The following is a 24,806-nucleotide window of genomic DNA, read 5'->3' as shown; positions in this document are numbered from 1 at the left end:
CAGATGGCTCTTAAGGACTGCTCTGACCCAAGAGTGCAGCAGGATAACAAGTACAACATTGCCTTACTGTCGCTTTAGCTTAGAGGAGCAAGGGCTGTGATATGAACTTCAGTTCCTGTACCGATTTGGCTATTGATCTGCAATTGAGCATTCAGTAGGTCTGCCCGTTGCTGCATTCCCTTTAAGCCAAAGCCGTTGGTCGGCTGCTCTAGGTCAAACCCACGCCCATTATCTTGAATACACAGCGATACTTTCTGTGTAGCATACGAGAGATTAATCTGAATCGTAGATGGGTCAGCATGACGAAGCGCGTTGTTCAGAGACTCTTGAACCATATACGAGAGATTAATCTGAATCGTAGATGGGTCAGCATGACGAAGCGCGTTGTTCAGAGACTCTTGAACCATGCGAAATAGGTGCATTCCCACTTCTGGATTTAGCGGGTAAGGAGTCCCTTCAACGTTAATTGAGATAGGGACATCAGTATTGCACCCCATTTGCTCAACCAGTTGATGGAGAGAGGATAATAAATCGCTGTAAGCCGTGTCTTCTTGCAGCAGCAGCGATACTGAACGGCGGGCTTCTGCCAATCCTTCTCGCGTGAGATTGCTAGCTCGTTTTAGGTGAACAATAACTTGTTCTGGGTCATCGATCAGGTTAAGAGTGGCTGCTTGCAGTTGCATGAGGATTCCGGCAAAGCTTTGAGCCAGCGTATCGTGAATTTCACGCGCCATGCAATTACGATCTTCAAGGATCGCCGCTTGTTTGGCTTCTTCTGCCAGTCGCGTCAGTTGAATGGCTAAAGCTGCCTGATGCGCGAGGGTCTGCACTAACTCAATCCGCTCTGCGAAGAGATGCATCTGCTCACAGAAGCATAATTCCATGAATCCCAGCGGCTCATCTCCAACTTGTAGCAGAACCGATAACACAAAGCGATGCCCCATCATTCGATGCCAAGGCACTGAGATGTCCCAAATTTCACCTCCCGTCATGGCACTGCTCTCTAACGAGTGCCAGACATATCCGCGTGTTTGTGTTTGCTTCCATCCTTCGTTTATATCTGCGGGAACAGGTGTTCTCCAAAGTTCAAATCGCGGATCGGTTTCAAGATTGATGACTTGACCCTCCTGAATGGCACTGTGCATCAGAAGCGTGTTTGTTTGGGAATTGTAGAGAAAAACTGAGTTGTTGACGGCTTCAGTTTCTTGAGCCACTTCAAATATTACACTTTCGAGAAAGCGATCGAGGTCTTCCTGTCCAACAAGCTTTGAGGCTGTTCGCCGCAACACTTCATTCGCTTTAGCTAATCCAGCCGATCGGGCTTGTTCAGCTTGCAACATTGCTTTTTGGGTGCGATCGCGCTGAATGGCACTGCCAATACAATTAGCAGCAATTTTCAAGACTGCCAGTTCTGCTAGAGTACGATGCTTTGCCTCACGGCAGTCGTCCAGTCCCAATACCCCCCACCATTTGCCCTCAACAAAGATCGGTACGAGGTAAAACGCTTTGACTCCGATCGCCGCTTGCTTGCCCCGAAAAGGTTCTGGCATTTGCTCAATCTGGCAGCTAACGGGTTGCCCCTGGCAAAACAAGTCATGCCAATCTCGAATTTCCTCATAGCATCCCTGCGACGTATTCAAATCAGAAATCTGGGCGATTGTATAGGGTGAGTTCCACTCATACAGCACCCTCCAACCAGGTAATTCTTTAGATGGAAGAGTAAAGTTCTCAATCACTCCCACGCGATCGGTTTCTAAACCTTTGCCAATGGTTTGTAGAGCAGCCTTAACCGCCTCATCAAAGTTCTCGATCGTCAGTAGAGCGCTGGCAGCAATCGCTGTAATTTCTAACAGGCGATCGGGTTGCCACAACTCCGGATTGGCTTTCTCTAGCGCTTGCGTCTGTTGCTGAGTTATCTTTTGTTGTTGATTGACGATCTCGATAGAAAATTCTCTCTCCTTCTGCTGACGTAACTGCTCATTCTCTTGCCGCAGTTGAGCGATCTCTTCTTGTAATTGTTGAACTTGTTGTTCTAGCCTTGTCAAAGGGACAGATTGAGATGCCGTTGTAGGAGAATCAGATGAGTTCATCGGCATTTCCTTAATGGATATGGAGCAGGACGGTAAACATCTGGTTGAATAGCTGCTGTAACTGTTTACTGTCCTAGTATATTTCAGCCGATCAAAGCCGCCTGCTTCCCCTTATCTTTGTTTAAGTTTGAGCAATTACAATGTTCTTCTACTTCCCCTACTACCAGAAGTGTTGAATCCAGCCATAAAACTTTACATTTGACCTTGCAAGACTCATACAAGGGTCTCAGGAAGCAGATCGTAGCTCCAATGCACGATCGAACCGTGACGACTCAATTCTAATTGCAAGTAGCGAAACTTATCCAGTAGTTGACGCCCATAGAACGCTGAGATTTCGATTAACTGCAAGATTAAATACGCAATGAGTACCATGTAAATCTGTATCGTCACTCCGTTCACGTTTTTCGTGATCAACTTGTTCAATTTCAGGTGCATCTTGAGAAACTTCCACAACACCTCAATCTGCCAGCGATATGTCGATACGTTTCACCAATCTCTTCATTGCTCATCTCATCCACATTCGTCGCTAGGCGAAACTCGGTTTGGCTCTCCTGATCGCAAAACCAGACGACCCGATATCGATTGTGATCCAGTTCGGTCTTCATATTGTTCTTAATTCGCACAACAAATTGTGTTCCAGTTAAACTCAATTGGTCGAGGAACTCCCAACCTGCAAAGCCTCTATCTATAATGCCGATGCCGCCTTCCGGTATCATTCCTGTCACGGACTCGGCAAATTTTGCATCGCGCCCCAGTCCTAAATGAATCAGACATTCACTCGGATTACCCTGCTCTAAGTTGATGCCATTGAGCAATTTAACTTGATGATAGCCTTGCATCCAAAACACTTTGCTGGTTAAGGTGATGACCATTGAATCAATCGGAAACAGCATTTATGCGATCGCTGGATTGCGTCGCTTGAGTTGCTGAATTAATTCGATATAAATCCGAAAAAAGTGCTGGTCTTGCCGATTTTTGCAAGCCTTAGAAAACGTGGACATATCGACTGAAATACCCGTCCGATTTAGCCGATAAAACAAGTCCCTGATGCTGGTTAAACTGCGGTCGAGTAAAAAGGTCAACCAGATTTCAAAGAATAAGCGCGAGTTCAATACAGGGTAGTCATGCGGGCGAGGTTGCTTCAGAATCGATTTGACAAGTGTTGGAAATGAGGTTACTGTCAAGCATCATTTTTTTCGAGTTGGGAACAGAATACTGCATTCTGCCCCCTTTTTTTCGTTGCTTAATCTTACTTTCAACACTTCTGGGTTTTAGGATCAGCTTGAACCATAGCATTGGGGTCGATCACCTTGATAGCTTTGGTAATCGTGTCGCCACAGGCAGAACAAGCCATGTTAGGAACTGTCAGTTGAAGAGCCATGAATCTAAACCTCTAAATGTGTAAAAACCTCTAAATGTGTAACTGCTTCTATCTTAGAGCCTCTAGTTCACGGGAGAGTCAAGGGGGGAAGTGGAAAAAATGATTGAGTCTACTCAACTCATGTTGAAACGAACAAACCCTGGGTCTATCGCTAGATAAACCAGGGCTGCGATCGGCTAAAAATGCAACGCTACAGCTGCGTAACCACGACTGAACGGTGCTACCTTATGCCATTGCAGTTGCCATTTGACGGCAAGACTCTGCACAACGACGACAGGATTCAGCACATTGCTTGCAGTGGTCGTGGTCGTGCTTCTCGCACTCTGCAGCGCAGTGATCGCAGGCTTCGGCGCAGATGCTGCACATCTGACCGTGAATATCTGAATTGCGAGCCATAAAACGAGCACAGAGGTCGCAAGTGTCAGCACAATCACGGCAGCGTTTGATACATGCAGCCATCATCTGCACCATATCGCTGTCTAAGCAAGCATTAGCACAGTTTTCGCACTCGCGTAAACAATCAAGACAAGCTTGAATGCAAGTTTCCAACAAAGAATCGTGAGATTGAGTTGTGGTCATTGTTTAACTCCTAAAGTGAGAAACATAATCTAAGGCGGTAGTATGCCTTTTCCAATTTCACGTTAGAAGTTAACGCGGGCGATCGCGTCTCTCTAATGGTATGCGAGCAATTTCTTGCTTTAGAAATATAAGAATTTCATCTAAATTTCATTCTTATATGCTTTATACACAATCTAACTGATACAAACTAAACTCGTGAGATACTCGTTGCAACTTCATTTTTCTACGAAGAACCTAAATGCAATAGTAAGCAATGTTAGTAAAAGCAAGAAGAAAAGAAAATTTTAAATAATGAATATAAAATCTCCAAATAAGATTGAAATAGCAAGAGCATGATTTAAACTGAAAAATTACTTGAGTTTGAACAACACGGAATCACTGTTATACCAACGGCTAAAGCAACTAACTTTACAATGAATCGTAAGCACATGCGCGAACTAGCACATACTCAACTGGAATCCGGACTGCTAAATATGCTTATGCAGCGAGTTTAGAGGAAATAGTGACGGCTTCTCAAAATATTAGTTTTCCAAATGTAATTAAACCAATTATGTCTTCATCAGGAAAAGGGCAATCTGTTGTTCATATTCTGATGAGGTGAAAACTGCTTGAAATTATGCTATTCATAATTCTAGAGGAGATAGTCAAAAAACTATCGTTGAAGAATTTATTCAATTTAAACTGAAATAACTCTCTTAACCATTAAGCAGTGGAATGCACCAACATTTTTTTATTCTGCAATTGGATCCATTAAGAAAATGGAAACTATCAGGAGTCTTGGTAATCTGCTAACATTTCAAATAAATTATTAATAGAAGCACAAGCGATCATTCAAAAAGTTACTGATGTTTTGAGTGGTGCAGGATTTTTTTGGAGTAGATTTTTTTGTTACTAAAAATGAATTTATATTTTCAAAACTTTCACATCTACCTCACGATATAGGTATGGTGATATTGATTTCACAAAATCTGAATGAATTTGAATTACACCTGTAGGCTGTTTTAGGATTACCCATACCGCAAATTGAGTTATTCGCACCTTCAGCCAGTGCAGTTATTTTAGCTCATAAATAGGCTGACGAGTCCCCTATATTAGTGCAACGGAGGCTTTAGCAGAAAAAGACAAAAAGACATCAAATTGCGGTTATTTGGCAAGCCAGATACACGTCCTGGACGACAAATGGGAGTAGCTTTAGCTAAGGGTAACAATGTAGAGGAGGCAAGAGAAAAAGCACTACACAAGCTGCTAGCAAAATCAAAGTTGTTTAAAAATATGTTTCCCGCATTTCTACCATCTCAAGTACAGTTACTTAAGGAAAATGCAGCAATTGCTTTAGCTAAAAGTATTCAACGTAAGTTGATTTGAACTCCGCTAAGCAAATAGGCGATCACTACAGCTTATGTGTGTCAAGGTACAGGTAAACTAATTTTACTATTGCATGGATTTGACAGTTCAGTTCTAGAATTTCGCTATTTTCTACTATTACTAGCCAAAGTTGGTCAAACATGGGCGGTTGATTGACTCAGATTTGGTTTTACTGAAAGAATAACAGAAATTATCTATAGTCCGGACTCAATTAAAGCCCATCATTATAGCTTTTGGAAGCTGATCAATCAGCCATTAATTGGTTGGTACTTCGATGGAGGTGCAACGGCAATCGATTTTGCGTTGAATTATCCGCAAGCGGTAGAGAAGTTAGTTTTGATTAATAGTGTAGGCTTTAGTGGTGATTTTCCACTTGGTAAGTTTTTCTTTCCGCCTTTTCATTATGTAGCAGTAGAGTATTGGCAACGTAGTGGAGTTATCTTAGTAAATTAGATTCTGTAGAAGCGATAAGTTGTGCTTTACTGCACTTAGATATGCCTAATTGGTATGAGGCAATGCTCGATTTCATGAAAAGTAACAGCTATAATAATTTAGCAGATAAGACTCATAAAATTACTCAACCAACGTTCATTTTGTGGGGTGATCGCAACGATACTTTGGGTATAAATGATACAACGAAGTTTCATTAGACAATCGCAGATTCTCAACTTGTTTGGTTGAAAAATTGCGGTCATGTTCCACAAATAAAACAACCAAAAGTTTTAGTTAGTTATATTTAAAAGTTTTTAAACTAAGAATAACTATAAAGGCACACAGTACACAAAGAGTTTATATTAAATCTGGTCAATCGCTCGTAATATAAAGTAGCTAATAACTCAGCAACACAATTCCCAATTACCAATTATCGATTCCCTGCAATGTACCTATTTATTTAGCCAGACTTGATATTGATTTAGAGATTACGGCTAATCCTAGTAGTAAGGGTGTGAGCCAATCCCCCCAACGGACGTATAAAGTTTGCGTAATACGTCGGTAGACTGTTTCTGCGTGTAACTCGTAAGTGTTTAAGCCGGATATCCACAATGTTCTACCGTGCGGATCGATAATACCTGAGTAACCTGTGTTTGTTGCGCGTACTGCCCAACGATCTGTTTCTATTGCTCGCATGGTATCTTGAGCATGGTGTTGTGCTGGCATTGAAGGGCTGTAATGTGCGTTATTCGCAGCGCTGAGGATAAATTGTCCACCTGCTGCAGCTTGATAACGTAACTGTTCAGGAAACGCGGAACTGTAACAAATTGCAGCGATCGCACGTCCAAAAGGTGTGTCAAATACTTGATCTGGCAAACCTGGTACTAGCTTGGCTTCTAATGGAGATAATCGTTGAATTAATCCTCCTAAAACTTGCTCAAACGGAATATATTCACCAATTGGTACTAATTTAACTTTGTCGTAGCGACTGAATTCGCCCTTTTCAGTAAGAGTAAATATGCTGTTGGTGTAACTTTGTCCTTGTTCGCCAAATGTACCAATCCAAGCGGTGACACCTTTTTCTTGTACAGCAGAGTAGAAAGAGGTACGCAGCACCTCACTCCACATAAAAGGTAAAGCCCCTTCGGGTGTCAGAACTGCCTCAACTCCTCGCTCGACTAATGTAATATATCCTTCGGTGTAATCGGCGAGCGCCCGTCGCAATCCTTCAGGATAAAGTTTGATTGTATTGGGAATATTACCTTGAATAATTCCTACTCTTAAAGCAGTCTCTGGTGGTTGTATTAATGGGCGACTATATAAACTAAACCCAATAAGATGTAATATAACAAAAAGTATGCAGCTTCTGGCAAAGACCTTTATTGCAGCCCTCTGATCCTTGACCACTGACCCCTCATATTTCATCCATGCTTCAGCTAGTAAGCCATTAACTGCAACAATTGCGGCTGTGACTGTGAGAGAACCGGAAATTTGTCCTAGATGGAGAATAACTAAGTTATGAGGACTCTGAGTGTAGGAAAGTGAAGTCCAATATAAAGGACCTAAACTCCATAAACTTTCTAAACCACACCACAATGCAACGCCAACAAGAGTGCGGCTGAAAGTTCCTACACTTTGACTCAGAACAGTCATACAAACTGCCCAAATTGTGACTAAGACTGCACCCCAAAGTGTAATAGCAGCCCAGCAAAATAGTGTGATCGCAATACTCGCAAGCCACGGTACTCCCATCCACATCATAGGGTGAACACCAGTAATCCAAGACAAAGCAACACCGTGATAGCCAATTCCCCACAGTGTAGCTGAGAGTAATTTAGTTTTTCGTTGTGCGGGAGATGCTACTAATACCCATAAAGGTACTAATGCGATCCATGCTAAAAACCATGCTTCAACAGGGGCAACAGTTAGCCCCATTAGCATACCGCTAGCTAAAGCAAGAAAACCAGAGGCAAGCATTGCCCACCTCTGATGATACTGTTTACCCAATCTCGTTTTCACAATTGGCATTCTGCTGGAATGAGATTTTACGAAGTAAATACTGTTACTTACTGTTATTATTAAGTGTTCTAATAAACTGGCTAAACAAAAAAACTAACGCAAGTTAAAAATGAATTACTTACCTATTAATTGCTAGTTACAGCAGTTGCAGTCTTAAGGTTTGCTATAGTACCACTATTTGAGTATATTGCTTTAGCACTTGTACTTGAAGTCATAGTCAAGGAATAACTAAAGTATCACTAGAGTAAAATATTAATCGAAGTGGTGGAATAGCACTTGTCTAATTCTGGGGTGTAAAATTCTACCCGTAAACGGTTGATGACCCACACTCAATCCTAGTTCTTATGTTTTCTACATCTCAATAGATGAGCGATTAACAGAAGTATCAGCGGATGCAACGGAAATATATTGGGGCAAAAAGCGCTGCCACTCATAGGCGAAGTCTTTCCAAGGATAGGGACGCTTAGACTCCATTGAAATAGTGTTTAACTCTTCAAAGTGCATACATCACTAGCTCGACAGCGTTTTTGCAACATAACTCCAGGCTAAAAGATACAATTATCGGCGAGGTGCTCCTGGATCGAGTAATCCAGGTTCAGGATCAACAGATGCCGAACCAGCAGCAGCAGCACCATTGTATTCAACACCATAAACATTCAGAAGCATATTTTGTAGCTGATTAATCTCACTTACTTGTGCAGTAACAACATCTGCGGCAAGATCTACAAATTGGTGATGGTAAGCACGGTCAATAATTTCTCCTGCAAACTCGATAGCACCCCAATGATGTGACGCTAATGTCTTCATAAAGACAATTTCAAATTGCCTGCCATTTAATGATGCAAGTTCGTTGACTACGTTCGTAGCAAATTTATTAGCTGTCGGCGCATAGCTAACGCCATACCAATTAAAAAGCCACGATCGCATAGTTTGTATCTCTTGTTGCTGAGTTGAAATTACCTGTTCGCAGAGAGACTTTAGTTGTGGACGACTGGCTTTCTGTACGCAAACTTGTGCCATTTGGACTGCAAAATTATGACCGTCAATTAAATCTCGTAGAAGACGAATCTCTAATATTGTTAGCCTATTTCTTGGTGCAGGCGCGTCTGCTTTAACAGGCATTCTTGTAGTAACAAGTGTACCAATTATTAGTGTTAAAGCTAGAGCTAGCTGAGAGGTAATTTTTACAGTCCAACGCTTGTGCATATTTTTTGTCTTATTGATTTTAGTATGCATTGAGAAAATAAAACTTATTGATTAAGAGAAAGTTCAATAAGCTTTTACTGGTATGTAAAGATAAGTATTGATTGCTTAATCAATATCAATCTCTGCATACATTGACTAAACTTCAAGACCTGCTATTGATAGTATATTTAAATCTCTAAAGACAAACTCAGATTAAAGTCTTGATAAGAGTAATACATCTTTCAAATGGAGTAAAAGTGATTTATTACTAATTAGGTAAAAGGATTTCATTCTAATTTCATCTTTATATGCAGAGAAGAGCTACATTTCTCTGCATACAATCAATATCTTGGTGTATAAGTTCTGTTGGTGTTAGCTTCAGCTTTGGCTCAATCCTGGGTAAAGTAAGCCAGTAAGGCAAGGCGATCGCCAGAAAAATCAACTACGAATCTCTAAATTCCCCATCATTCCCAAGTCTTCGTGGTCGAGAATATGGCAGTGGTACACAGTTTTACCTGCAAAATCGCGGAAAGGAATGCGAATTCGGACAGTTTCACCGCCCTGCACTAGAACTGTATCTTTCCAAGCTTGATAAGGCTCAGGTTGACCATTGCGAGAAATAACTTGAAATGGATTGATATGGAGATGAAAAGGGTGATCCATGCGGTCTGGGTCAACATTTACTAATTCCCATTCCTCAGTTGTGCCCAATTGCACTTCAGTATCAATTCGCTTAGGATCGTAAGCTTTACCATTGAAGAGAAATGTCATACCTCTACCCATTCCCATTGCCATTGAGAGTTCAATTCGACGGGTGAGTACAGGCTTTGGTAAAGAATCAACACTAATTAACTTTTGCGGTAGTGGCACAGAAGTAACGGAATCGTGATAGGTAAGAGTTGCTAAAGGTTGTGGAGCTTGGGATTGAGTTCCCATATCATGACGCATTCCACGCCCCATCATCTCACTCATACCTTGCCCCATCATGCTCATACCGCCTCGGTTATAAGGCAAATTAAGCAAGCGGTATTGTCCTGGTTGGCGTTGGCGAAGCCTCTCCGAAGGAGAATCGCCTTTGACGAGTACTTCCGCCCGTTCTCCAGGAGATAACAGTAAATCGGCGACTTCGACTGGCTCGCTTAGAGCACCGCCATCTGTGGCGATTAAATAGAGAGGATGATTTTCAAGTGCTAATCGATAAAAGCGGGATGGGGAAGCATTAAGGAGGCGCAAGCGTAGCAATCCACCAGAAGCAATTTTTAGACTAGGATTGACTTGCCCGTTTACCGTCACGAGTTGTCCCTCACGTCCCATCATCATTGCCATAGGATTCGGGGTAATGATGCGACCATTGGTGTCAAGGTCAAAATCCTGCAAAACAAGGAACTCTTCTTGTGCTGCTTGTATTTCTGGAATTTCATCTAGTTCCCCGCGTACAATAAAAAGACCTGCAAGTCCGCCGAACACTTGCTCTGCCACTGAGCCGTGGAGGTGGGGATGATACCAGAAAGTACCTGCCGGATGGTCACGAGGCAGGAAAAATTCATAAGTCAGGCGCTCTTGTGATGGAATATTGAGGAAAACGTTGTCAGCATTCCCCTGCGGTGTAACGTGCAATCCATGGTAGTGCAAGTTTGTAGGTTGCGAAAGTTTGTTGGTAAGGTGAATGCGGATAGTATCTCCTGGCTTGACCTCCAGTCGCGGACCTGGAACTTGTCCGTTGTAGCTTAAAAGATAAGCTTGTCGATTACCCAATTGAACCGGACGATAACTCGCTTCCAGATCGAGTTCAAGCAAACCATCCTTACTTTTGTGCAGTTGTGGGAGCGCGTTCGCGTAACGTTCCGTAGAAATCGCCGATTGCAGCGGATTTTGATTTTGTTGATTTACCCAACGACTGACAAGAATTGCTCCTACAGTGGCAGCACTGAGCGTAAAAAATTGACGACGATGAATTTTCATATGTGACTCCTGTTTATAGCCAACTTTGTAGCGGTTTTGAGTAATTAGGCTATCTCAGTCAATATTTTAAAGACTCTATTTAGCTGGAGAGTCAAGAAGTAAGTAAAAATACGGTATTGACATTATATATTTGACTTCTGGCTATTCTACTTGAAGTAACAAATCAAGTGTGGCAGAAATTGTTGATACGCCTTCGTAATGAAAAATCAGTACTTTTGAGTTCTCTAAATCTCAAAATTTCATCTTGATTTCATTTTTAAATGACAAGCTGGGATTGTGTGCTGTTGAAAATTCTAGAAAAGTTAGCCAGTATACATGGAGACATTTGACTCTCCAGTTGACTGGAGAGATCATAATGAAAAAGCCTCCCCTCTAAGTAGCAATGATATAGGTATGAAGTTTACACAAAGTATTTCTTTGAAAACAGGGTTATTAGCATTGACCTTCGCAGCGATCGCCTCGACAGGCGGCTTACTTGCATCTTGTGCAAACACAACTCAAAGCCAAGTCCCTAATACATCTGCAACTGACGCAGGTTCAACTACTTCTCAGAAGCAACAATCGCCAAACACCATGACGGATACAGGTGGTATGCAGGGCATGGATCACAGTAGCATGAACCATAACATGGCTATGGACTTAGGTTCTGCTGATGCTAATTATGACTTGCGGTTTATTGACGCAATGCGACTACATCATCGCGGCGCGATCGCCATGGCTCAAGAAGCTCAACAAAAATCGCAACGCCCAGAAATTAGAAAACTAGCAGAAAATATTATTCAAGCTCAAAGTAGAGAGGAAAATGAGCTGTTGCGGCGGTGGCGACAAGACTGGTATCCCAATGCTCCTCAAGAATTTGTAGCTTACGGTAATGAGAGCAAGCCACTGGTGCCGATGTCGGAACAACAACAGCAAAGCATGACGATGCTTGAAGACTTAGGACCTGCTGATGCTGAGTTTGACTTGCGGTTTATGAATGCAATGATTGCCCACCATGAAGGTGCTTTGATGATGGCACAAGATGCTTTAGCAAAATCCCAGCGTCCGGAAATTAAGAAATTGGCTCAAGAAATTATTGATTCGCAGCAAGCGGAGATTGCTCAAATGAAGCAGTGGCAACAAGCTTGGTACAAACAGTAAGTATCGCACCTAACTTAAAAGTTGTAGAAATTATGGCGAGAATTGTTTTACACTCGCCATAGTCAAAAATTTCATTCTATTTTCATTTTTAGATGAGAAAGTAGAATTTAAGGCAACGATCTGTTTGGTCAGAAAAGCTAACCTTGATTTTGCCATGCCAGCAACTTTAAACAGATGCGAGTGCATCAAGCACATTGTTAAACTCCAGCCTTAGCATTTCCTGTTGTACTTAAGGATATTTGTCATCAATGCAGTACGTCTCCCATCATGCCAAACAATGTACAGCAAGCCGCTGTGTTGCTGGAGCAATGTTCAGTTTGTTGATCTTAGCTACTCCTAACAAAGTTTTAGCTCATGGCGGACATGGAAATGAGTTTCAAGGCGGAGCAAATCAGGCTGCTGACGCAATTCAAGTTGATGCCACAACTGCTAAACGACTAGGAATAAAAGTTGAGCCAGTGACTCGTCAGCCAATAGCTGTAGGAATTAAAACTACAGGTCAAATTGAAACATTACCGAATCAACAAGTTGAGGTAACGGCTCCTTTAAATAGCACGGTAGTCAAATTACTCGCTAACCCTGGAGACAGTGTAAGAAAAGGACAAGCGGTGGCGGTTATTTCCAGTCCTGAATTAGTTCAATTAAGAGTTGAGTCGCAGGAAAAGCAAGCAGAAGGACTGGCAGATCTACAACAGGCACAAGCCGATTTAAGCCTAGCTCGTCAGAACTATCAACGATATTTGCAGATCGCAACAGCCCAAACCGCACAAGCACGCAGCCAAGTGGCATTTGCACAAGAAAAGTATAACCGCGATCGCGAACTAGCAGCAGCAGGCGCACTACCGCGTCGCAATGCCTTAGAATCACAAACTCAACTGGCACAAGCTCAAGCCGAACTCACTAAAGCTGCGAGTCGCCGAGATGTACTAGAAGCAGAAGCACAACTCAAACGCGCACAATCAGCTGTTGAGGTAGCTCAATCTCGAATTAGCCTGAGTAATGCTAATTACCAAACTCGGCTCCAACAACTGGGAACTCGCGCGAATGCGGCAGGATTAGTAACTGTAGCCGCACCCATATCTGGTACAGTTACTGACCGAGAAGCTAGCCTCGGTCAATCATTCCAAGATGCTGGTGGTAAGCTGATGACGATAGTTAATGATAATCGCGTATTTGCCACAGCAAATATCTACGAAAAAGATTTAGCTCAAGTTAAGACAGGTCAACGTGTAAATATCAAAGTAGCTTCACTCCCGAATCGCACCTTCAGCGGACGAATTACGCGAATTGGCTCGGTAGTAGAAGGAGAAACGCGGGTAGTGCCAGTACAGGCGGAAGTAGATAACCTGAATGGACAACTCAAGCCTGGGATGTTTGCAGAATTAGAGGTATTAACTGACCAAACGTCAGCAGAGACAATCGCCATTCCGAGTTCAGCAGTGGTAGACGCAAATGGCAAACAATTGGTTTACGTGCAAAATGGCAATGCTTATGTAGCGGCAGAAGTTACTCTAGGTGAAACCTTTGGAGATTTGGTTGAGGTCAAGAGTGGTCTATTCGAGGGAGATTTGATTGTTACTGTGCGATCGCCGCAACTTTACGCGCAATCTTTACGTGGTGGTAGTACAACTCAGGAAGGGGAACAACAGCAAGCACCTATACCCGCAACGCCAACTAGCAACAGTATTCCGTTACCTTGGTGGGTGGTGGGAGCCATCGGAGGAACTGCAATTGGGGCTGGAGCATTTGTGGCAGGTACTCTGTGGTCTAATCGCCGTAACCAACACCATTTGAGTGGAGCATATGTAGGAGTACCAAATGATGGCTTCGTTACTTCATCAGAAGTTGCTTCGAGGGAGAGTAGTCACCATGAGCCTGAAATCTACGAAGCTCCTATATGGGTAGAAAATAACAATCACCAACCGACACCTAAAGTAAGTCAACTCGAATCCGGCACTAAAAAATATTCTGACTCCTGAAATATCAATATGCTCAATGCCATTCTCAAGTGGTCAATTGTTCAACGTTGGCTGGTTGTGCTGGGAGCAATTATCGTGACGGTGTTGGGAATTTATAACCTAACACAAATGCCGTTGGATGTTTTTCCTAACTTTGCACCACCCCAGGTTGAAATTCAGACTGAAGCACCAGGGCTAGCTCCTGAGGAAGTTGAATCCTTAATTACATTACCCGTCGAAAGTGCAATCAATGGTACTCCTGGAGTTGAAACGGTTCGTTCTTCCTCCGCAGTAGGCATCTCTGTAGTCAAAGTCATTTTTAGCTGGGGAACCGATATTTATCAAGCACGTCAGCTTGTGACTGAGCGATTGCAACAAGCTCAGAGTAAGTTACCGCAAGGTATTGAACCACCCCAAATTTCTCCGATTAGCTCGCCCATTGGCACAGTCCTTCAGTATGCTTTTACTGCTGAAACTACACCATTGATGGAAGTAAGGCGATTAGTTGATCGCGATATTACAAATCGATTATTAGCAGTTCCAGGTATTTCTCAAGTGATCGCGTATGGCGGAGATGTTCGTCAGTATCAAGTTTTGGTTGACCCTGCTAAATTAAAAGCTTTTAATGTCACTTTAGCTGAAGTTACAGATGCGGCAGCAGCAGCGAATACAAATGCCGCAGGAGGATTTCTCGTCAGTCCCGACCAGGAATTATTAATTAGGGGTATTGGTCGAATTTCTACAATCGAAGACTTGCAGCGATCGGTAGTTACTGCTCGCAACGGTACGCCCGTCTTGTTAGGTGATGTGGCTGAGGTGCAAATTGGTGCCGCCTTGCAGCGCGGTGATGGTAGTTTGAACGGTCAGCGGGCAGTTGTTGTGATGATTAATAAACAACCCCAAGCTGATACCCCAACTGTCACGCAGGCAATTGAAGCCGCAATGGCAGAACTTCAAACCAGCTTACCATCAGATGTCAAGTTTACGGTTACTTTCCGGCAACAAAATTTTATTGATGATGCGATTGAAAACGTTCAAAGTTCTTTGCGAGATGGAATCATCATTGTTTCCATTATCCTGCTGCTATTTTTGATGAATTGGCGCACTGCCATGATCACGCTTAGCGCTATTCCACTCTCGGTGCTGATCGGGATGATCATCCTCAACTTGTTTGGTCAAGCCATCAACACAATGACGTTGGGAGGATTAGTCGTAGCAATTGGCTCAGTGGTAGATGACTCAATTGTAGATATGGAAAATGCTTACCGAGGGTTACGGAAAAATCAACTAGCAGGAACTCCTGTTCATCCGTTTCAGGTTGTTTATGACACTTCAGTAGAAGTACGTGTCAGCGTACTGTTTTCTACGGTAATCATTGCCGTGATATTTGCGCCAATTTTTACTCTTACAGGAGTCGAAGGTCGGATTTTTGCGCCGATGGGTGTGGCGTATTTAGTGTCGATTTTTGCTTCTACATTAGTAGCAATGACACTTTCACCAGCCTTGTGTGCCATTTTGTTAACTAAGCAGCAATTACCAGAAGATGACACCTGGATTTCGCGCTTTTCCCAAAGATTGTATCGTCCACTTCTAAGGTTTTCGATAAATTTCCCCAGCACTATTTTGGTTAGCGCAGTTGCGGTGTTTATTGCTTCTTTAATTATTTTAACGTCCTTGGGACGGGTATTTTTACCAGAATTTCAGGAGCGATCGCTTGTTAATGCCATGTTGCTTTATCCTGGCACTTCTTTAGAAGCTACCAATCAAGCAGGTTTAGCAATTCAAGATGCGCTTAAAGATGACCCGCGATTTGAATCAGTGCAGTTACGCGCTGGACGCGCACCAGGAGATGCTGATGCAGGTGGTGTCAACTTAGGACACGTTGATATTGAAATCAGCGACGAAGGAATGAAAGATCGGGAAACGACGGTTGAGAAGGTAAGAGCAGAATTTGCGAAATTACCTGGTGTTGCACCGAGTATTGGAGGTTTTATTTCGCACCGCATGGATGAGGTATTATCTGGCGTAAGAAGTGCGATCGCAGTCAAAATCTTTGGTCCCGAACTCGATGAATTACGTAGCATTGGCGCTGAAGTGCAAACAGCGATGAGCAACATTGCAGGTGTTGTCGATTTGCAACTAGAACCGCAAGTTCCTGTTAAACAAGTACAAATTCAATTTGACCGTGCTACTGCTGCGCGCTATGGTCTGACTGTTGGCAACCTTTCAGAAATGATTGAAACCGCCTTGAATGGTAAAGTTGTTTCTCAAGTGTTGCAAGAACAACAACTGTTCGATCTGTTGGTGTGGCTGCAAGCCGATTCGCGTAACAACCTAGATACGATTCGTAACTTACTTGTAGATACTCCCGAAGGATCAAAAATTCCTCTCGCTCAATTAGCTCAAGTTAACTATGGTACTGGTCCAAATACAATCAATCGCGAAAATGTTTCGCGCTTAATCGTTGTTTCTGCCAACGTAGCTGGGCGAGATTTAGGTTCGGTTATTGAAGATATTCAAGCAAACATCAAACAACAAGTACAACTACCGTCGAGCTACTTTATCCAGTACGGTGGTCAATTTGAATCCGAACAGCGAGCCAGCCAAAACTTACTTGTCTTTGGCACACTGGCTCTTGTCATCATAGCTGTTCTTATGTACTTTGCTGTCAAATCAATACCAGCTATGTTAATGATTATGATTAATTTACCTCTAGCTTTAGTTGGAGGTATTTTTTCTGTGGCGTTGGGTGGTGGAATTCTCTCTGTAGCATCAATGGTGGGCTTTATTACTCTCTTTGGAGTAGCGACACGTAATGGACTATTACTGGTAGAAAATTACAACGCCAAGTTAGCACAAGGAATGCCAGTGAAGAAGGTATTACTTGAAGGTTCAACAGACCGCTTAGTAGCAATTTTGATGACTGCTTTTACCTCAGCTTTGGGTATGGTTCCGCTTGTCGTTGGTAGTGGCGCAGGCAAAGAAATTTTACAACCTTTGGCTGTTGTTGTCTTAGGTGGATTGTTTACTTCTACTGCATTAACTTTACTAGTTTTACCTGCTTTGTATTCTCAATTTAGTAGACTTTTGGTTCCGAAGCAAATAAAGCAAACAATTCAAAATGAAAGCTTTGACGCACAAAATGTAACACACCACCAACAAATTTAATCTTATTAACAAGGAGGAAAATAAATGAAGTTATTCAAGTCAAGTTTACTGATTATAAGTAGTTTAGGATTTATCTTTCTGGGAGCTTGCAGCAACGGTACGCAAACAACAAATTCTCCAACTAGTACGGCATCATCTCCTACTGAAACACCTGCCCAAAACCCTTCTACAACCTCTACAGAAGCAACAGTAAATACAGGCAGTAATAGTAGCAATACAGGTCGCCAAGTTGTAGAGTCAGGTCCTTATCACTTAGAATTTGAAGCTGTACCCGAAAATAATGGTACCCACATCGATTTCTATCTGCAAACAGGTGACGATCATCAAGCAATATCCGATGCAAATGTAACTGCTCAAGTTCAACTTCCTGACGGAAGTCAGAAGGAGCTTCCTCTTAGTTATGATGCTGAAGGAAAACACTACGCTGCTTTGCTCCCTGGGCAGACATCTGGAGAACATCAAGTTGTCGTTCTCTCTGAGATTAAGGGCGAGAAAGTGAACGGTAGATTTACCTTTAATCGCTAAAACTTGACTGGCAGTACATAGAGATCAAAGTTTAGAGCTTTAGTTGATTATTTGTCTTAATTTTCAATTTGCTACTCAATAGCAATAATTGAAAGTTGATTTTTAGGAGTGAGGCATAAAGTAGAGTGGAAAAAGCTTATATAAACTTGGGGATATTTTGCGTAATTGGAGCGCTTGCCCCAATTCTACCTGCGTTTGCAACAAACGATCTGGGTGGACAAGTCGCACAAGCTTCTACTTTAATGGCTCAATCCGACACTATTTACCATACTAAAGTTTATAGCTTTTCTGAGAATTTAGTAGCTCAAAAAGCTCCCATCACTTCAGTCTCGCAACTATCTGACGTACAGCCAAGTGACTGGGCATTCCAAGCTTTGCGAACATTAGTCGAACGGTATAGTTGTCTTGCAGGGTATTCAGATAATCTATTTCGTGGCGATCGCGTATTAAACAGATATGAGTTTGCTGCTAGTTTAGATACTTGTTTAAAACGAGTCAATAAACAGATTGCAACTGCAAAAGCCGAGCTATTTCCTGAAGAAGATCTAGCCACTTTACAAAAGTTACAAGAAGATTTTGCAGATGAACTTACTGTTTTAGGGAATCGAGTAGATGCACTAGAAGTAGCTACAGCAGAATTGAAAGCAGATCAATTTTCTACTACAACTAAGCTTAATGGAGAAGTTATATTTGCTCTTAGTACAGCGTCTAGAAATAACAAAGCTATTCCTTCTAATGTCTCAACTAGTTCAGTTAGCGATGTTGATAGTAACCTCTCGTTTAGCCAACGAGCAATTTTGAATCTTGAAACTAGTTTTACTGGACAAGACGCACTCATTGTTTCAGTTTACGGCAATAATTTTCCAGATTTTCTTGACGTTACTGGAAGCAAAATGGCACGACTGGTTTACGAGCAAGATACTGGTGGATCTACCGAAAATGATTTTGGGTTGTTTTATCTTTCCTATCAATTTCCTATTGGAGAACGTTTAAATGTTTTGGTTGAGCCATACGGTGGAGTTTTAAGTGATTTTGTAGATACAATAAATCCTTTTTTAGGAAGTGCAGGAGATGGTTCAATCTCTGCTTTCGGCAACCGCAACCCCATTTACTGGCAAAGTAGTTTTGGTGCAGGAGTTGGCGTAACATATAATTTTAGTAACACGGCTAGTTTATCACTAGGCTATCTTGCTACCGAAGCTAGCAATCCTAACTCCGGACTAACTGGCGGCTCTTATGGGGCGATCGCTCAGCTAACCTTGCGACCAGCTGAAGCTATCAATTTAGGTTTAACTTATGTGCGCTCTTTCAACGGTTTCAGTAATGTAGGAGTTGGAAGCATATACGCTAACGATCCTTTTGATGGAGCAGACAATATAGCTAATTCTTATGGTTTTGAAGCAAGCTTTCAGATTAGTCCTCAGATGGCAGTCGGTGGATGGGTTGGTTATGTTCAAACTGAAGCTATTTCAGGAGCTAACGAAGGAGCCAATGCAACTATATTGAACTATGCTATTACTTTAGCTTTTCCAGACCTTTTTCAAGAAGGTAACTTAGCAGGAATTGTTCTTGGTATACCACCCAAAGTCACAAGTAATGAAATTAATTTACGTGAAGATAAAGATACATCTTTGCATCTAGAAGCTTTTTACCGGTTTCAACTCACTAAAAATATTGGAATCACTCCAGGTATACTAGTTATCACTAATCCAGAACATAACAAAGCTAATAATACTATTTATATAGGAACACTCCGAACTACTTTTTCCTTTTAAGTTTTATCAATAAATATATTAAATCCCATATGTAATACGCTGATATATACTTAACTACAGATTTAATTTAAAAAGATTGTCCTTTGTTTTACTATTCTACTTAAGATTGTTGTTTTTATATTAAGAATCTATAGGGTCTAACTGTACTGTTAAAATAAAATATACTCTTCTTTACTTGAAAGCTAGCTTAATTAGTAAAGTTTTTCGAGTAAGTTATGTTTTTCAACAATAAATATTAAAAAATAGAGAATATGTTAGTCACTGAATCGTTAATAAATTGAAAAATCAAGTCTTATTCTCATTAAGATTTTATAATATATTTCGTATTTATTCTTTGTAGGTAGTGCTAAACAAGTAAAGAAAAGATGCATTGTATTGGTGAACGAAGTGCCAAATAGCCAAAAGCGATAACGTCTTCCTCACTCCTCTTTATGAAATCCTCTAAATATTTATGATTTTTTTTAGAATATCATTTCATCTTAATTTCATAATTAACTGTCATTATTTATATTAAAAGATTCTTTGGTGTGAGCAAAATTATGCAGAAACTTTTCTGGAGTGTTTTAAAACTAAGCCCAACACTCTTAAGTGCTATATTTCTTTTGCTTGAACGCACTCAAGCTAGTGAAGTACCTGTGAGGGCGTTAGTATCTAACTCTTCTACTATTGTTACAACTCAAGATAGCACTTCACTAAAACAAAACTCCATCAATCCACAAGTTTTTGTAGCAAGCACTACTTCTTCTATCAAAAGTGTTTCAGAAGATATCTTGTCTTCTTCCAGACCTCAACCTCCAGATGTAAAGCTAGCTAATACTTATCAAACTATCGAAAATCCCTCAGCTTTGGATGCACTAGCTCAAGTTACATCAGTTTCTCAATTATCTGACGTACAACCCAGCGATTGGGCATTCCAGGCACTGCAATCTTTAGTAGAACGTTATGGCTGTATTGCTGGGTACCCTGATAGTACTTATAGGGGCAATCGGGCTTTGACGCGCTATGAATTTGCTGCTGGTTTAAATGCTTGTTTAGACCGAGTAAACGAACTCATTACCACAGCAACCGCAGACGCAGTGAATCGGGAAGACCTAGCAACTTTACAGCGATTACAAGAAGAATTTTCAGCAGAACTAGCCACATTGCGCGGTCGCGTGGATGCATTAGAAGCACAAACAGCCGAACTAGAAGCTAATCAGTTCTCTACTACTACAAAGTTAGGTGGGGAAGTTGTATTTGGCTTAGCTGATGTTTTTGGTGATTCAGCTGTTGGTGGAAGTGACTTAGAGTACAATACCATTGCTGCTGTCCGCGCGCGATTAAACTTTGATACTAGCTTTACTGGTAGAGATCTTTTAAGAACTCGTTTACAAGCTCGTAATATTGATAACAACACTGGAGAAACTGGTACCTCAATGACCCGCTTGGGATTTGATGGTGACGAAGGTAATGATGTTATTATTGATGACTTCTTTTACCGTTTTCCACTCAACAACCAGTTTAGAGTCTTTCTTGCACTCAACAGTTTTGAACCAAGAGATTTTATTGATGTAGTCAGCCCTTTCTATAGTAGTGGTGATGGGGCTGTTTCCCGTTTTGGTCGTCTCAATCCAGTTTTGCGAATACCAGATGACAGTTCAGGGCTTGCGTTTGACTTTAAGCTAAATGACACCTTTACTTTAGCTGCTGGATATTTAGTCCCAACTGATTTTGCTAGTAACCCTAGTCAAAAGGCTGGTCTTTCTGATGGTGCATATGCAGCTTTCACCAATGTAGTCTTTAATGCAACCAATAATTTTAAACTAGGTTTATCTTATGTCCGTTCTTATGCGCCTGGGGGTGAGGTCAATCTCACAGGCAGTACAGGTAGTGGCATTGCTCAAGACCCATTAGGAGTTGCAACTTCAGCTGATTCTGTTGGCGCACAAGCACAGTTAGGAGTAGGTGAAGGTTTGATTTTATCAGGTTGGGCTGGTTATACCTGGGCTAAAGCACAAGCTAGTGGTTTAGGTGTTATTGAGGGAAATGAAGCCAGGATTTTTAATTGGGCTGCGGCGGTTTCTTTTCCAGATTTGGGCAAAGAAGGTAATCTTGCTTCTATTATCTTTGGTCAACCACCGAAGGTAGTCGATAGCGATCTGATAGAGGATCAAAATACCTCTTATCATCTTGAAGGTTTTTACCGTTTTAAACTCACAGAAAATGTTTCAATTACTCCAGGAGCATTTGTAATTTTCAATCCAGAACATAACAATGATAATGACACAATCTATGTTGGAACAATTCGGACTACCTTTGAATTCTAAACACAATTAGACTGAAATGTGTCCTTGCCATCAATGATACAAAACAGACAAGGACACTAACTAAACTATTAAAATTATTCTGAATTAAATTAATAAGAAAAATAAATTAGAGGAGTTCTTAATATTCCTTGAAATAAAGCATTAGACTTAACTATAATATTTCCTAATTCACTTGGGTTTATTTTTTTTAAAATTCTCTCTTCTATAATAAAAGAAAAAGATTATTAATGTAGACTACAACAAATTATTTTGATGATAAAACCTCAATTAAATACTACTTAGTCGAGAGATTATTGGTATTATTAATTGCTTTGAAAATAAACAGAATACAAAATAAGTAATATATTGTAGTTCTAAATGTTTAATATTTCACTTTAATTTCACTTGGTAATGTCAAGCTATTAAATAAGGAGTTTACTAATATAACTGCTTAAGGACTTTTGCAATGAATAAATTAATCTTCTCTACTGTTTTTACAATCGCGATCGCGTCTTCAGTTCCAGATGCTTTAGCAGGAGGAGTTTTACGTGATGCGAAAGCTTCTCATCTTGTTCATAGTGGAGCACATCCCAACAATGCTCGTTTATCTGCAACACATCATTTTGAAGTACACGTTCAGGGTGGTGATTTGTCACAACTTACTATTGATGTACCAAAGGGAATGAAAGTAAGCGATCGCATTGTTGTTACTGATGAATCTGGCAAAAAAATTGATAATACGATTTCTGTCAACGATAGGAAGATTGCGATCGCTTTTTCACAACCTATACGTACAGGTACAACGCTATCAGTCTCTATGAAAGGAGTTAGATCGCAATTATCATTGCTTGGTCGTGTATGGCTTTACCCAGTTTACGCAAGGAAGACAGGAATGACCGAAGACATAAGAATTGGTATGGCTAGAATTCAAACGTATTGATGGCATTACACTTATACTTTTTAGACCTGAAGTGATGCTCAGGTCTAAAAAAGTAAATGTTACCCGTCATGCTTATCTCATAAAAAGCCTTTTAGTAGGAGAAGTTTATTTTACTGTCAGCTTTTCTAAAACCAACTTAACATAAACCTGAAATCAATTTGACTATGATAATCAATTTGTTACTACTAATTTTTAGGTAGATATGTGTTGGTTATTATACTAATAGTTACGAATTCAAAAAAAACGACTGTTGTGTAGTGTATTTCATACTAATTTCATTTTCATGTTCGTATAATAGTATTTAATCACTTACACCCTTAATGCAACATTGGGCTTTTCCACTGTGCTACTCAAGTACAAGCGAAAAGCCTATTTTTTTCTATCAAAATATATCATTCTAAAGCTCTAATAGGCATTAAATCCAAGTGCAGAAGCAAAAATCGTATAGGAACTTCGCATTTTTCAAACTTTGAGAATACTGATTTTTTTGCTGTCTTGAGCAATACTTTCTTTCAGTAGAGACAATCTATCATAAGATAAGTGAAAAGCATTTCCCTTATTTCTTCATTAGACCTCAAGAGTCATAATATTTTGAGGGATACATATTATCTTAATAAGAATGAATTAAAGTTTCTTTATTTAGCTTAGCTAGTGGTTCTCAAGTATAGATTCTTTAAATTATGTATTCAATCATTATTAATGCTTTGATGCGATAAGTTTAAAGTGCTTTGATAAAGCATAAACATTTTGTTTATCTAGTGTATATATTTCATTCTAATTTCATTATTACCTGTCAGGATAGTAAATAAGAAGAATATGATTTTCTCTCTTGAATTCCAAAGGGCAATTTCAATGAAAAAACTAATTTCGCTTACTACTTTGACTTTATTGAGTATATATTCAGTCCCAGCTGCTTTTGCGGAGGGAGTTCCAGGTGAAACATCTTTTTCTCATCTCTTTCATAGCAATGCACATCCCAATGATGCTCGCGCTTTAAGCGCTATGCATCATTTTAAACTACACGTTCAAGGGAGCGATTTATCACAAATTTCAATAGATTTACCAGAGGGCGTTAAGATTAGGCGAGGAGTTGAAGTTACGGATCAATCTGGCAAGAAATTAGATGCTGATGTTTCTATCAATGACAAAAAAGCTACTGTCGCTTTTTCTCGACCAGTATCTCCAGAAACAATTCTTACAGTTTCGATGAAAGGAGTCCAAACTCCATTTCCTGGATACAGAAAAACTTGGCGTTATTCGGTAAGTGGCAAAAATCAAAATATGGAAGAAGATGTTTTATTTGGTACAGCTCAAATCCAAACTTATGAGTAGTAGATTGCTGCTTAAAAGATAGAGAAGTAAGAGGTGAAGAACCTCAATTTACATAAAATTTAGAAAGAGAAAGTAAACATTTCTAATGAAATTTTATGTATTTTTCAATTACATGAAGTAGTTTTCTTCAGATTTTACTTAGTTGTTACTTCTGATTGGTAAAACTATCTCTTACAACTCAACCAGCCAAAGATTAAGTTGCGTTTTCACTACTTACACCAATATATTAGAGAGGTTTGTCATGAATAAACTGTTGATAGTATTCGGAACTACACTTTTTCTAGGTATAGTTTCTTTTGAGCATACTGCTTTTGCAAATACAAGTAGTTCTCATGCAAGAACATGCCAAAATATTCCTATAGCTGAACCTAGCGGAGGTGCTACTAGAATTCGGCTTCAAGCCATAGAGCGATGTAACAAAGGCTCCCAGCAAATTACAAAAACTCATCGTCGGAAAATGTGTCAATCCGCGTCTATAGCTGAACCTAGCGGAGGTGCTACTAGAGCAAGAGTCCGTGCCATGAATAACTGTTAATAAGATGTTTTGTAGCAATGTTTTCTGAGGCTTGACACTATTAAAGAGTTGTAGCAAACAACAAATTATGGAGTGTGTAGCAGATGAAAATAGTACCACCGAGAAGAAGCATAAACTTCACTAGCTGTTATTAAG

Annotated in this window: 16 protein-coding genes and 3 pseudogenes; 11 read left to right on the top strand and 8 right to left on the bottom strand. The window is 40.6% G+C overall.

Translation table 11 applies throughout. The annotated features are described in order from the left end of the window. Positions 1-74: 74 nt before the first annotated feature. From CSQ79_RS20770 to CSQ79_RS20755, 4 genes and pseudogenes are all read right to left on the bottom strand, one after another. Positions 75-2,090: a GAF domain-containing sensor histidine kinase gene (locus CSQ79_RS20770; RefSeq protein ID WP_099703034.1), complete on the bottom strand. Its 2,016-nt coding sequence runs from the start codon at positions 2,088-2,090 to the stop codon at positions 75-77. Between the two features lie 213 nt (positions 2,091-2,303). After that, positions 2,304-3,274 (bottom strand): annotated as a pseudogene (locus CSQ79_RS20765) (transposase). An 80-nt stretch (positions 3,275-3,354) separates the two neighbouring features. Next, positions 3,355-3,471, bottom strand: a pseudogene (locus tag CSQ79_RS29025) (copper chaperone); the annotation flags it as partial. Positions 3,472-3,696: 225 nt separating this feature from the next. Continuing rightward, positions 3,697-4,050 (bottom strand): four-helix bundle copper-binding protein, encoded by a 354-nt coding sequence (locus tag CSQ79_RS20755; protein ID WP_099703033.1) that lies wholly within the window; start codon positions 4,048-4,050, stop codon positions 3,697-3,699. Positions 4,051-4,391: 341 nt separating this feature from the next. On the opposite strand from CSQ79_RS20755, the pseudogene purT reads away from it, so the two are divergent. Then, positions 4,392-5,318: pseudogene (gene purT / locus CSQ79_RS29020) on the top strand (formate-dependent phosphoribosylglycinamide formyltransferase); the annotation flags it as partial. Between the two features lie 400 nt (positions 5,319-5,718). Next, complete coding sequence (locus tag CSQ79_RS28245) at positions 5,719-5,868, top strand: hypothetical protein (RefSeq protein ID WP_210404514.1); 150 nt, start codon at positions 5,719-5,721, stop codon at positions 5,866-5,868. A 435-nt stretch (positions 5,869-6,303) separates the two neighbouring features. Here CSQ79_RS28245 and lnt read toward each other — a convergent pair whose 3' ends face one another. The 4 genes from lnt to CSQ79_RS20730 all read right to left on the bottom strand — a co-directional run bounded on the left by lnt (position 6,304) and on the right by CSQ79_RS20730 (position 11,013). Further along, on the bottom strand, positions 6,304-7,824 hold the full coding sequence (gene lnt / locus CSQ79_RS20740; protein WP_099703057.1) for an apolipoprotein N-acyltransferase: 1,521 nt from the start codon (positions 7,822-7,824) through the stop codon (positions 6,304-6,306). A 393-nt stretch (positions 7,825-8,217) separates the two neighbouring features. Beyond that, positions 8,218-8,340 carry a hypothetical protein gene (locus CSQ79_RS28240; protein ID WP_289501384.1) on the bottom strand — a complete coding sequence of 41 codons (123 nt, stop codon included), beginning with the start codon at positions 8,338-8,340 and terminating at the stop codon, positions 8,218-8,220. An 84-nt stretch (positions 8,341-8,424) separates the two neighbouring features. Beyond that, positions 8,425-9,072: a DUF305 domain-containing protein gene (locus CSQ79_RS20735; protein ID WP_289501383.1), complete on the bottom strand. Its 648-nt coding sequence runs from the start codon at positions 9,070-9,072 to the stop codon at positions 8,425-8,427. 417 nt (positions 9,073-9,489) lie between these two features. Beyond that, a complete protein-coding gene (locus CSQ79_RS20730; protein ID WP_099703032.1) occupies positions 9,490-11,013 on the bottom strand; it encodes a multicopper oxidase family protein in 1,524 nt (507 codons plus the stop codon). A gap of 393 nt (positions 11,014-11,406) precedes the next feature. Here CSQ79_RS20730 and CSQ79_RS20725 point away from each other — a divergent pair, with 393 nt between their 5' ends. From CSQ79_RS20725 to CSQ79_RS20685, 9 genes are all read left to right on the top strand, one after another. Continuing rightward, the gene (locus CSQ79_RS20725) at positions 11,407-12,153 is read left to right on the top strand and encodes a DUF305 domain-containing protein (protein WP_099703055.1); all 747 of its coding nucleotides are present in this window, start codon (positions 11,407-11,409) and stop codon (positions 12,151-12,153) included. A gap of 248 nt (positions 12,154-12,401) precedes the next feature. Next, positions 12,402-14,132, top strand: a complete 1,731-nt coding sequence (locus CSQ79_RS20720) for an efflux RND transporter periplasmic adaptor subunit (protein WP_099703031.1) — start codon at positions 12,402-12,404, stop codon at positions 14,130-14,132. A 9-nt stretch (positions 14,133-14,141) separates the two neighbouring features. Then, positions 14,142-17,279 (top strand): efflux RND transporter permease subunit, encoded by a 3,138-nt coding sequence (locus tag CSQ79_RS20715; protein ID WP_099703030.1) that lies wholly within the window; start codon positions 14,142-14,144, stop codon positions 17,277-17,279. A gap of 24 nt (positions 17,280-17,303) precedes the next feature. Then, positions 17,304-17,804 carry a hypothetical protein gene (locus tag CSQ79_RS20710; RefSeq protein WP_099703029.1) on the top strand — a complete coding sequence of 167 codons (501 nt, stop codon included), beginning with the start codon at positions 17,304-17,306 and terminating at the stop codon, positions 17,802-17,804. A 125-nt stretch (positions 17,805-17,929) separates the two neighbouring features. Further along, entirely contained in the window at positions 17,930-19,579 is a 1,650-nt protein-coding gene (locus CSQ79_RS20705; protein WP_099703028.1) for an iron uptake porin, read from the top strand. A 539-nt stretch (positions 19,580-20,118) separates the two neighbouring features. Next, on the top strand, positions 20,119-21,885 hold the full coding sequence (locus CSQ79_RS20700; RefSeq protein ID WP_099703027.1) for an iron uptake porin: 1,767 nt from the start codon (positions 20,119-20,121) through the stop codon (positions 21,883-21,885). Positions 21,886-22,330: 445 nt separating this feature from the next. Then, positions 22,331-22,804: a DUF2808 domain-containing protein gene (locus CSQ79_RS20695; RefSeq protein ID WP_015328553.1), complete on the top strand. Its 474-nt coding sequence runs from the start codon at positions 22,331-22,333 to the stop codon at positions 22,802-22,804. An 852-nt stretch (positions 22,805-23,656) separates the two neighbouring features. Continuing rightward, positions 23,657-24,136 carry a DUF2808 domain-containing protein gene (locus CSQ79_RS20690; RefSeq protein WP_015328554.1) on the top strand — a complete coding sequence of 160 codons (480 nt, stop codon included), beginning with the start codon at positions 23,657-23,659 and terminating at the stop codon, positions 24,134-24,136. Positions 24,137-24,377: 241 nt separating this feature from the next. Further along, positions 24,378-24,671, top strand: coding sequence for a hypothetical protein (locus CSQ79_RS20685; RefSeq protein ID WP_099703026.1), 294 nt, complete (start codon positions 24,378-24,380; stop codon positions 24,669-24,671). Positions 24,672-24,806: the final 135 nt, after the last annotated feature.

Source organism: Gloeocapsopsis sp. IPPAS B-1203, assembly GCF_002749975.1.
Classification (GTDB): domain Bacteria; phylum Cyanobacteriota; class Cyanobacteriia; order Cyanobacteriales; family Chroococcidiopsidaceae; genus Gloeocapsopsis.
This window is presented reverse-complemented; position numbering and strand designations above follow the sequence as displayed.

Bases quoted from the DNA above. Each gene is read 5' to 3' on its own strand.
- CSQ79_RS20735 (WP_289501383.1), bottom strand. From the start codon at position 9,072: ATGCACAAGCGTTGGACTGTAAAAATTACCTCTCAGCTAGCTCTAGCT.
- CSQ79_RS20715 (WP_099703030.1), top strand. From the start codon at position 14,142: ATGCTCAATGCCATTCTCAAGTGGTCAATTGTTCAACGTTGGCTGGTT.
- CSQ79_RS20710 (WP_099703029.1), top strand. From the start codon at position 17,304: ATGAAGTTATTCAAGTCAAGTTTACTGATTATAAGTAGTTTAGGATTT.
- CSQ79_RS20720 (WP_099703031.1), top strand. From the start codon at position 12,402: ATGCAGTACGTCTCCCATCATGCCAAACAATGTACAGCAAGCCGCTGT.
- CSQ79_RS20700 (WP_099703027.1), top strand. From the start codon at position 20,119: ATGCAGAAACTTTTCTGGAGTGTTTTAAAACTAAGCCCAACACTCTTA.
- CSQ79_RS20685 (WP_099703026.1), top strand. From the start codon at position 24,378: ATGAATAAACTGTTGATAGTATTCGGAACTACACTTTTTCTAGGTATA.
- lnt (WP_099703057.1), bottom strand. From the start codon at position 7,824: ATGCTTGCCTCTGGTTTTCTTGCTTTAGCTAGCGGTATGCTAATGGGG.
- CSQ79_RS20755 (WP_099703033.1), bottom strand. From the start codon at position 4,050: ATGACCACAACTCAATCTCACGATTCTTTGTTGGAAACTTGCATTCAA.
- CSQ79_RS20725 (WP_099703055.1), top strand. From the start codon at position 11,407: ATGAAGTTTACACAAAGTATTTCTTTGAAAACAGGGTTATTAGCATTG.
- CSQ79_RS28240 (WP_289501384.1), bottom strand. From the start codon at position 8,340: ATGGAGTCTAAGCGTCCCTATCCTTGGAAAGACTTCGCCTATGAGTGG.
- CSQ79_RS20770 (WP_099703034.1), bottom strand. From the start codon at position 2,090: ATGAACTCATCTGATTCTCCTACAACGGCATCTCAATCTGTCCCTTTG.
- CSQ79_RS20730 (WP_099703032.1), bottom strand. From the start codon at position 11,013: ATGAAAATTCATCGTCGTCAATTTTTTACGCTCAGTGCTGCCACTGTA.
- CSQ79_RS20695 (WP_015328553.1), top strand. From the start codon at position 22,331: ATGAATAAATTAATCTTCTCTACTGTTTTTACAATCGCGATCGCGTCT.
- CSQ79_RS20690 (WP_015328554.1), top strand. From the start codon at position 23,657: ATGAAAAAACTAATTTCGCTTACTACTTTGACTTTATTGAGTATATAT.